Here is a 9,816-nt window from a genome sequence, read left to right as displayed (position 1 = left end):
TTCGTCACGGCCTTCCGCTCAGCCATCGTCAATCCCATTCACCCGGCGTAACCCCCGTCCACTGACCGAGGCAACCGCCCACCCAGCCGGAGGATTATTAATGAGGCAACGTATCCCCCCTCGCGGAGGTTAATTACGAGTCAACGCGAGGGCTGGTACCCGCGCGACGACAAGCGTAGCGTCAGAAATACTGACGACGAGGCATCAGATAGCACGGTGACAGCGGGCGTCCGTGAACAACCACTCCGATGTCGATCCTCAAAGGAGCCACAATGGCTGGGTGGAATGCTGACACGGCGGCCGGAGCATTGGGCGCGGCCGTCACGCTGGTGGAAGGATCCAACTTCTGCATCTCGCTAACCAACGGGGACATAGTTCCCGGCCTCCCGCATGGGCTTTTCTACGAAGACACACGCATCCTGTCCTGTTGGAAGCTCTCGGTGGATGGACAGCCCGTTGAGGCACTTGCCTCGGACGTCAAACAGCCCTACCGGGTTCTCTTTGCCGGTCGGGTACCACGCCGGGACGGGAGGGCAGACAGCCCGCTGGTCGTGGAACGACTACGCGAAGTGGACACTGGCATCACCGAGCAGATCACCGTCCGGAATTATTCTGGACTGCCCGCGGAATGTGTCATCGCGCTGGAGGTTGAGTCAGATTTTGCGGACCTCTTCGAAGTGAAGGAGGCGCGCGTGCAGCGCACGTGGCAGGAAACCAGGCAAGTGGAGGCCCACTCGCTGATCATCCGGGCAACGTGGCAGGAAATTACCAAGGGCGTTAATATCGACGGTGGCCCCGCCGCAGTGGTGACACCAGAGGCTGTCACGTACAGGACGACAGTTCCTCCGCACGGACAATGGAACGCGCAGCTTAGGGTGGCGCCGTGGGGCGTGGAAGGCACTCTGCCCCGTGTGCACTTGGACAAAGAGACCCTCTCGCCAAGCGACCGTCGCAGGCAGGAGTGGGTGGGCAAAATCCCCCTGGTGCACATGGGCAATCGGTCCATCGAACGAACACTTCGGCGCAGCTACGAAGATTTGGGGGCATTGCGGATCGAGGACCCTAAGCATCCCGAGCGCGTGGTCGTTGCCGCGGGGGCGCCGTGGTTCATGGCACTCTTCGGGCGGGACTCTCTCTGGGCCTCGACAATGGCACTCCCTGTCGATCCCTCTTTGGCACTGGGTACTTTACAAACGCTAGCGGACCTGCAAGGAAGTGTCGTAGATCCCCTGAGCGAGGAAGAACCCGGAAAGATCCTTCACGAGGTACGTCTGGACGTGTCCAGTGGCCTTGCACTTGGCGGAAAGTCGGCGTATTACGGGAGCGTCGATGCTACGCCGCTATTTCTGATGGTGTTGGGCGAAGTCAGCCGATGGGGTTTCGCTAAAGAGACCATCGCTGACCTGCAGCCCCATGCGGACCGCGCCATGGACTGGATCTGGAATTACGGCGACAGGGATGGAGACGGCTTCGTCGAATACGCCCGCCTTAACGATAGAGGCCTCATCAACCAAGGATGGAAAGACTCATGGGACGGCATTAACTTCGCCGACGGAACCCTGGCCGAAGCCCCAATAGCGCTGAGCGAGGTGCAGGGCTATGTTTACAGCGCATGTTTAGCATCGGCTTGGATGGCGCATGAGGTCGGCGACGAGGCCAAAGCGGCCCAACTCCGCGCTCGCGCGCTCCGCCTGAAGCAGCAGTTCAATGACCGGTTTTGGTTGCCGGACAAGGGCTACTTTGCAATCGCCCTGGACGGCCACAAGCGCCCGGTCGATGCCTGCGCCTCCAACATGGGACACTGTCTGGCCACCGGCATCGTCGACGACGACAAGGCACCCAGCGTAGTAGAGCATCTGATGTCCGATCGAATGTTCAGCGGCTGGGGGGTGCGTACCCTGGCTGACGACATGGACGCTTATAACCCCGTCAGCTACCATAACGGATCTGTCTGGCCGCACGACAACGCCATTATCCAGGTGGGCCTTATGCGCTATGGCTTCGTGGAGGAAGCACAGCGTATCTCGACGGCTCTACTGGAGGCTGCCGAGTTCTCGGATGGTCGGCTGCCAGAATTGTTCTGTGGCTTCAGTCGCGAGGCGTTCTCAGCTCCCGTGCCCTACCCCACTGCCTGCTCGCCCCAGGCGTGGGCCGCCACCACACCCATAATGCTGGTGTCCACTCTCATGCGGTACGATCCCGATGTATCCCAGGGTGGCATTTGGATGGACCCTGTCCTTCCGGAAAGTTACGGCGATTTGCACATCGCCAACGCGCCGATCGGTGAGGGCAGGATCAATATCAACATTTCCGGCTCATCGGTTTCCGTAGACGGGCTGCCGGAGGGAATGGTCTTCCACCGCGGATACCTGCCATGGGTAGGCGATCTCATGCAAGGTGACCCGGATCGGGATCTATAAAGGAGTTCGAATCAGTCGATCTTCTGCCGGCCCAGCCGCGCGTAGATGTCGGGACGCTTTGTACGCAGGAAAAAGGCGTAGACGATTCCGCCGAAGAAAAGCGCGAAGGTGAACGTCATGAAGATGACTGTCAGCACCGCCGATCCACCTATGAGCTCCGGGTAGTTGGCGATTGCCAGGTAGGTGATGGCTCCAAGGAACAGAACGCTGATGAAAGGTGCGACGACCGTCTTCCACAACGATTCCGGAGCGAAGCCGCGGCGGCGTATGAAGTACACCAGGACAGCGAAGCTCGTAATGAACATCAGGAGCAGCACCGCAAACGTGCCACTGCCGCTTGCAATCGGATACAACACCTCCGGAGCCACCCCGATGACTGTAAACAGCACGATTGCTACCGCCCACACAATACCTACGGCCAATGCCGACGCGTACGGCGACTTGTGCTTTGGATGCACCCGGGCCAGGAAAGAAGGCAGAGCGTGGTCCGAGGCCAGCGCGAAGCTGTACCTGGCGGCAATGTTCTGGATGGAGAGCATGCAAGCCAAAACCGACGTGATGAGCAGAATGACTGCGATATCGGCGAAGATCCGTCCCATAAGGCCGACGAGTGCGTCATTGAAAAGATTCACCGTGTTGTTCGCTGCCTCGGACTGAATCTTGTCGGCACCGAAGAAGGCGATGAAGGCCCACGCTGCCACTGCATAGAAGATGCCGATGCCAGCCACGGCCAGATACGTGGCGCGAGAGATGGTCTTGTCGGGGTTCTTGACCTCGTCCCGGTAGATAACAGTGGCTTCGAACCCGAAGAAGTTGCCAACGGCGAAAAGCAGTGCCAGGCCAAGGGTTGCGTCAGTGATGGACGGCAGAGCGAACCCTGCACTCTGCACTGCCCCCAGTCCGTTGGCCGAGAACGAAACGACGTCAAACACCACGATGATCGCCACTTCAAGCAGCATCACGATGGTCAGCAGTTTGGCCGACAGATCAATGCGGTTGTAGGCCAGCAGAGTAGTTACGGCAGTAATGGCCAGCGCGTACCAGTACCAAGGGATGTCTGGACCGCCGAGGGTGTTAAGAACGAACCCCTGAAGCGTTACCCCGAAGAACGATGGCGCGAAGAATCCGATGAAAATGTAGCCAAATAGGGCCAGGAAAGCGCCACCGAGGCCGGCCGGCTTGCCCAGTCCAGCTGTGACGAAGGAGTAGAAGCCGCCCGGGCCCTGGACGCTTCGGCTCATCTTGACAAATCCCACCGAGAAGATCAGGAGCATGAGCGTCACGAGCAAGTAGATGGCAGGTGCGGTTTGCCCGCTGAACATCAGCAGGACCGGGAGCGTTCCCGCCACTGTAGCCAGAGGTGAAGAGAAAGCGAGCACGTTCATCACGAGTTCGCCCACTCCCATGTTGCCGCTGAGCCGGTTCTCCCGGGTCTGAAGCGATACCTTTGGTGCCTCGAGCGTGGTGTTGTTCATGTAATCCTCATCACTGAATATTGAGTTCTGAATCACAGTATCGACCGGGCAGGAAAGGGTGTTGTGTCATGTTGGGACAGCCCGGCTATGCCCCCGCCGGGGTTCGGGTCCCCGCCTCAAGCAAGGATCGGCTGAGGGCCACCCCGTAGTCCGTCAGGCTTTCCAGATGCGCCACCGTGCCGTCCCAAGCGGACCAGTGGGCGGCCCCGTCGAGCAGCGTAAAAATGGCTTGGATTGTTTGCCGCGTGACGGCGAGCCCCATTTCTTCGGCCGCAGCGGTATACATCTCCTCGTGCAGGCTCTGCCAAAAGGCCAGCTCTTCACGCAGTTCTTGACCTAGGAACCCTGCCACCTTGTCCGAAGCAACCAGAAGATTCCAAAGATCAGCTTCGGGCGTGCTCACCTGCTGGGCGACATGGAAACGGACAAGGGCCGCCCAGTAGTCGCCCGCACACGGAGATTCTTGCACTGCATCAAGGAGGTCACGGGCGAATCCGTGGGTAAACCAAAGGAGGGACTCGGCCACGATCTGGTCCTTGCCCTTCGGAAAACTGGAATAGAGGCTTGGCGCCTTCAGGCCCAGCTCGCGGCCCAGCGTACGCATGCTCACTGAGTTGTAACCATTGGTGGCGGCCAGCCGGAGGAAGGCTACGAGGATCCGCTTCCTTGCGGGCGTCTGCGCCGCCCAGTCACGCTTGGCTAGGAATTCCCGGACAGCAGCGTTCGCCTGCTCACGCGGAGATGGACTCATTTCATCCTCAAAAGGGTCGTAACGGAATGAGTCTAACTAACAGTCGTTAGGTTGAGAAGACCTAAACCACACCGAGTCACCTTTGCCTATGAGGCAGTCGGCAAAGCACTGCGGTACCCGTCCCACTACGAGGTCATCCGTGTACCCGTCGCAGCTGGTGAGAGTCACGCCGAGGACAGAAAGGGTAAGGGAGCCCTGAGGGACCGCTTTGATCCGTCTGCCGGCGTAGGCCATTTGGTGCCAATGCCTCCCCCACGGAATCTCTATCAGGGCGGAGGCCGCGGGCGCAGCGAACGACCTGACGGTGTGCTTGGTCCTGCACAGGCGCCTGATCAAAGTTCGCGGTGGCATATCGAGAAGCAGGGAAGCCGTAGCCAGGTCCGGCCCCGCGAAACCGCCGAAGTCGACAGGCAACACGTAGGAAGTTGGCGAGGCCTCCCAGGCCCCGGACGCCGCTTGCGGCGAAACTGCCCTGACCGCGGATCCATGAATGCCCAACTCTGCCTCCTGGCGTAAAGGAAGCGGGCCGTAGCGCTTGGACACAGTGCCAGGAACAAACGCTACGGACCCGCGGCTTGAGGGGCTAGGTGCCCGGCGTTGGCCACGGCGAGGCGTCGCTGTCGCGGCCTCCTGCCATGTCCTGGAGGAGACGGTGAACGAGTTTCCCGGAGCGCTTCAGCTGAAGGTCGGTCCGTTCACCGAGATCGGTTTCATTGAAGTGTGCCGATGCCCGCAACCATTCAACATGCCGTCCCTGCGCGAGCTTCCTGTTCATCATCGAGATCAACTCTCAAAAGTAATGGGGCTAGTGGGTCACTTCCAGCATCTGTCACGGGACCCCGAGGCAACCGTGTCAGTTTGAGACACGGCTCAACCGTCTACGCTGATGCCCACAGCGAAGATAAAGACCCCGCTGGCAGCCACCAGGAAAGCAGCAGCTCCCAAGGGAACAGCGTGGACGCCACGGAAGCTGGCCGTTACCCGGGGCCCGCGGGACGGTCCGGCTAAATGCCCGCCTGCCAAACGCAACCCCGCCGCCACCAGAATGAGGAAAATGCCGAGATACGCCACCTAGTTCTCCGTCCATCGGGCACTCAGGGGATCCAAGGCAATCGCCAGATGCTTGCTGAAGCGTTCCGGATCAATTTGCGAGACCTGCATGGCACAGCTGAAACCGTCGGTGAGGACAAGCCCGTCACTGCTCTCCAGCGCCGGCGCAATGGAGTGATCGGCCACCTTCATGGACATGTCGAAGTGCTCGGCCTCAAAGCCAAAGTTTCCGGCCACTCCACAGCACGAGGACGACTCCACAATGTTGGGTACTCCCCACGCCTCCAGGACCCGTTTTTGTGCGCCCGAACCGAAGACCGCATGCTCGTGACAATGGGTTTGCAGTACAGCGGTTTTGGGGGGAACGGCGGACGGCTTCCAGCCACGTTTGATAGCCTCATCGACAGCCACGGAGAACGAGCGGATCCGGGCAGCCACGCGCGCGGCTGCTGCACCGCCCACCATCTTGGGACCTTCGTCGCGGATGGTGGCCGCGCAGCTGGGTTCCAGGACCACGATGTCGCGGTCCGTGCCGTCGTCGAGCCTGCTGATCAACTTCGCCAGCCGCCGTCGTGCTCCATCGCGCTGTCCCGTGGAGATCCAGGTCAGTCCGCAGCAGGCGTCCGGTGTGCAGCCCACAGAACTGCCCGATGCGCGCAGCACCCGGGCAGCGGCCGGAACCACTTCGGGTCGGAAGGCGCGTGTGAAGCTGTCGATGAACAGCAGCACATCGGCATTGTCCGTGAACTGTGCCTCCCTCACTCGCCGCTGTATGCGGCCCGACACCGCAAAGGCCGGGAGCCGCCGTCGTGCGCTAATGCCCAACTTTTCGCCCATCCACCGGAACGGCCGGAAGCCGGTCCCCGCGTTGGCGATAGGCGCAATGTGCGTCAAAAGTGGTAGCCACCGCGGCAGCCAACCGATCGAATAGTGCGTAAAGGGTCGGATCCTGCCGCGGTAATGCTCATCCACCAGTTCCGACTTGGCCTCTGCGATATCCACCCCAGTGGGGCAGTCGGCCGAGCAGGCCTTGCAGGACAGGCACAGATCCAGCGCCTCCCTGACCTCCGGACTGGACCAGCCTCCGTGGCTGGTGCCTTTGGTGCGGGTAAGTTCCTGGAGGACCCTGGCGCGGCCTCGCGTCGAGTCCTTCTCGTCCTTGGTGGCACGGTAGCTGGGACACATGAAGCCGCCGGTGGTTGCACGGCAGCGACCCACTCCGATGCAGGCGTGAGTATTGCCGACGAAGGGGCTCGCCACCGGCAACAGGCTGCGGCCAGCTGAAGAAGGTACGACGGCGGCACCCGGCACCTCGGCCGGCTCACCGTACGCAGGACCCGGCTGGGGCACACCCTCAAGAGCCAGCGAAGCAGCGAAGGGCTCGGGGTTCACGATTATTCCAGGGTTGAGGACTCCGGCAGGATCCCAGAGGTGTTTGAACGCCTTGAAGATGGCTAGCATCGTGGGCGAATACATCACGTCCAGCAGTTCGCTGCGTGCCCGGCCGTCGCCATGTTCCCCCGAAAGCGAGCCGCCCTGGGCCACCACGAGTGCCGCTGCTTCGCGGGTGAAGTCCTCAAAGGACTCTCGGCCAGTGTCGCTTCGGAGGTCGTAGTCCAGGCGCATATGCACGCAGCCCGCACCGAAATGCCCGTACATGAAGGCTGTGTAGCCGTACTTCTGCACCAGGGGCAGAAGTTCCGCGAGGTAGTCAGCCAGGCGCTCAGGAGCAACGGCGGAATCCTCCCAGCCGGGCCAGGTCTGGACTCCGTCGATCCTGCGCGAGGAAAGCCCGGCGCCGTCTTCGCGGACCCGCCACAGCTTGGCCCGTTCTGTCGGCTCGGTGACGATCCCGTGGTCCACAACGCGGCCATCGGCGTTGAGTTTCTCTAGCAGTTGTTCGCAGTCAGCGGCGGCTTGTTCCATGGTGTCCGCCGGGAACTCGACCATCAGGAACGCCTTGCCCTGCGGGAGTGAGTCCACGCTGGCGGCACCCCGGCGGTGGCGCATGATGTCCACAATAGAGGCGTCCAGCCCCTCAATGGCGCTGGGCTTGGCAGCGAGGATTGTCATCACGTCACGGGCCGAGTCGATAGTATTCGCGTATCCGAGACACACCAAGGCCGTGGTTCGGGGCTTCGGGACCAATCCCACTTTTGCTCGCACCACCAAGGCGCACGTGCCTTCGCTGCCTGCCAAGGCGGCCGCCACATCCAGGCCGTTCTCCGGCAGGAGGTGCCCCAGGTGGTAGCCGGAGACCTGCCGGGGAATGTTTCCCAGCTCAACCCGCAGCGGGGCCAGGCTTGTTTGGGCCAGCTCCTTCAGGCCTGCCAGCAGTTCTGCGGCCCTGGCAACGGAGTGCTGGTCCCCCGTGTCCACGGCCCGGATGAAGCCACGTCCCGCATGCAGGTGGGCACCATCGGCCGTAACCAGTTCCACTTCCTGCACATGCTGGGTCATTCGTCCGTAGGCCACCGAGTGGTTGCCGCACGCGTCGTTGCCAATGGAGCCGCCGATCGTGGCCCGCGTCATCGAAGATGGGTCCGGGGCGAAGGTCAGCTCCCCACTACTCGTTTTCTCGACGTAAGAGCGCAGTTCGCCAAGGATCACGCCGGCGTCCGACCAAATCGCCCCCTTACTCTCGTCGAACGCGTCCACGTTCGTCAAGCGGCGCGAGAGGTCGATCACCAAAGACTCACCGATGGCGTTTCCCGCCATGGACGTTCCACCGCCGCGCGGGGTGATGGGGACGCCCAGGGCGGAACATTCGCGCACCACTTTCCTGACGTCGTCGACGCTGGCCGGAAAGACGACGGCGGCAGGCCGGACACGGTAGTTGGACGCATCGTAGGAGTACTCGGAGAGCCGTCGCGGAGAGTTATCCACCTCGATGCCTTGCCCGCGCAACACGGCCAGCACCTGCCCAACTTTCGTGTCTCCATCGTCACTATGGGGCATGTTCGCCTTCTCCAATTCGTAGTGGTCCGCTGGAATTTTAGGCAGGTGGTTACCCTGCCGGAGTGTGCCAAAACAGAACGGGCACAGTGGAGGGATCCACTGTGCCCGTTACTGAGTCCGTGTCCGGAGGAGAGTTACTTCAGGAACTCAGACAGGTTGTCCTTGGTGATGAGCGTGAACGGCAGCGTGTAGCGGTTGTCCACGTTTGCGCCGTTCAGGAAGTCAGTCACTACCTCAACGGCCTTGACGCCCTGTCCCGCGGAGTCCTGGCGGACCGTTGCGGACATGGTGCCCGCCTTGATGTCCTGCAACGCGGGATCGGTACCGTCGACGCCAACCACTGCCTTGAACTCCGCGGTGCGTCCCGCATCGGCAATGGCGGAAGCCGCACCGATGGCCATTTCGTCGTTGTTGGCCACAACCGCGTCAATCTGGCCGGACGGGAAGCGCTGAAGGGTGTCCTCCATGTTGCGCTTGGCGTCATCCCGGCTGCCCTTGGCCTGGAATTCGGCCACGATCTTGAAGTTCTTATTGATGGTCTTGTCGAAGCCGGACTTGCGGCGGTCGGTCCAGGATGCACCGTAGATGCCTGCCGCGAACACGAGGTTGCCGCCGTTGGGCATCATCTTGTTGAGGTATTCGGCCTGCATCTGGCCGGCCACGGTGTCATCCACGCCGATGTAGCTCTTGTAGCCGACGTCCGATCCGTCGGCGAACTCGGTAGACAAGATGAACAGCGGAATGTTGGCCGCAATGACCCGCTTGGCCGCGTTCTGGCTCGCATCGCCGTCCAGCGGCTGCATGATGACGGCGTCCACCTGACGGGTGAGGAGGTCCTCAACCTGGTTCAGTTCACTGCCGACATCCTTCTTGGAGTCGGTGATGTTGAGCTTGACGCCCTTTTCCTCCGCCGTCTTCTTCATGGCCTCGGTCATGTGGGCCAGGTCCGGGTCTTGCAGGTCAAGGACCACAACGCCGATGTTGTAGGTCTTGGCCGCCCCTCCGCTGCTGCTTGCGTTGCTGCTGCCGGCACACCCGGTGAGGGTGAGTGCTCCTGCAGCCATCATGGCGACCGCCGCGGCGATCTTACGTCGCATACCCATGGTTGTTCCTTTCAGTGGTTTGTGTCTGTGCGTTGGGAGATTGTTGTGATGCGTTGTTT

General features: G+C 61.4%; 7 protein-coding genes. 1 reads left to right on the top strand and 6 read right to left on the bottom strand.

Going from position 1 to position 9,816, the window contains the following annotated elements:
* Positions 1 to 272: 272 nt before the first annotated feature.
* On the top strand, positions 273 to 2,420 hold the full coding sequence (locus tag AC1DD7_RS21495; protein ID WP_131134407.1) for an amylo-alpha-1,6-glucosidase: 2,148 nt from the start codon (positions 273 to 275) through the stop codon (positions 2,418 to 2,420).
* An 11-nt stretch (positions 2,421 to 2,431) separates the two neighbouring features.
* Here the strand turns inward: AC1DD7_RS21495 and AC1DD7_RS21490 are convergent, their stop codons facing one another.
* The 6 genes from AC1DD7_RS21490 to AC1DD7_RS21465 all read right to left on the bottom strand — a co-directional run bounded on the left by AC1DD7_RS21490 (position 2,432) and on the right by AC1DD7_RS21465 (position 9,757).
* Positions 2,432 to 3,895, bottom strand: a complete 1,464-nt coding sequence (locus tag AC1DD7_RS21490; protein ID WP_131134406.1) for an APC family permease — start codon at positions 3,893 to 3,895, stop codon at positions 2,432 to 2,434.
* A gap of 85 nt (positions 3,896 to 3,980) precedes the next feature.
* Entirely contained in the window at positions 3,981 to 4,646 is a 666-nt protein-coding gene (locus AC1DD7_RS21485) for a TetR/AcrR family transcriptional regulator (protein ID WP_131134405.1), read from the bottom strand.
* 583 nt (positions 4,647 to 5,229) lie between these two features.
* Positions 5,230 to 5,424, bottom strand: a complete 195-nt coding sequence (locus AC1DD7_RS21480; protein WP_131134404.1) for a hypothetical protein — start codon at positions 5,422 to 5,424, stop codon at positions 5,230 to 5,232.
* Between the two features lie 92 nt (positions 5,425 to 5,516).
* Entirely contained in the window at positions 5,517 to 5,717 is a 201-nt protein-coding gene (locus AC1DD7_RS21475) for a hypothetical protein (RefSeq protein ID WP_131134403.1), read from the bottom strand.
* Entirely contained in the window at positions 5,718 to 8,654 is a 2,937-nt protein-coding gene (locus tag AC1DD7_RS21470; protein WP_207307801.1) for an FAD-binding and (Fe-S)-binding domain-containing protein, read from the bottom strand.
* A 134-nt stretch (positions 8,655 to 8,788) separates the two neighbouring features.
* Positions 8,789 to 9,757, bottom strand: a complete 969-nt coding sequence (locus AC1DD7_RS21465) for a sugar ABC transporter substrate-binding protein (protein WP_131134401.1) — start codon at positions 9,755 to 9,757, stop codon at positions 8,789 to 8,791.
* Between the last annotated feature and the right edge of the window lie 59 nt (positions 9,758 to 9,816).

Source organism: Paenarthrobacter sp. 10L412, from assembly GCF_056395565.1.
The sequence above is the reverse complement of the archived record's forward strand: the minus strand, read 5'-3'. Positions and strand labels throughout refer to the sequence as shown.

Coding starts and splice junctions, on each gene's coding strand:
- AC1DD7_RS21495 (WP_131134407.1), top strand. CDS start 273: ATGGCTGGGTGGAATGCTGACACGGCGGCCGGAGCATTGGGCGCGGCC.
- AC1DD7_RS21490 (WP_131134406.1), bottom strand. CDS start 3,895: ATGAACAACACCACGCTCGAGGCACCAAAGGTATCGCTTCAGACCCGG.
- AC1DD7_RS21485 (WP_131134405.1), bottom strand. CDS start 4,646: ATGAGTCCATCTCCGCGTGAGCAGGCGAACGCTGCTGTCCGGGAATTC.
- AC1DD7_RS21480 (WP_131134404.1), bottom strand. CDS start 5,424: ATGATGAACAGGAAGCTCGCGCAGGGACGGCATGTTGAATGGTTGCGG.
- AC1DD7_RS21470 (WP_207307801.1), bottom strand. CDS start 8,654: ATGCCCCATAGTGACGATGGAGACACGAAAGTTGGGCAGGTGCTGGCC.
- AC1DD7_RS21465 (WP_131134401.1), bottom strand. CDS start 9,757: ATGGGTATGCGACGTAAGATCGCCGCGGCGGTCGCCATGATGGCTGCA.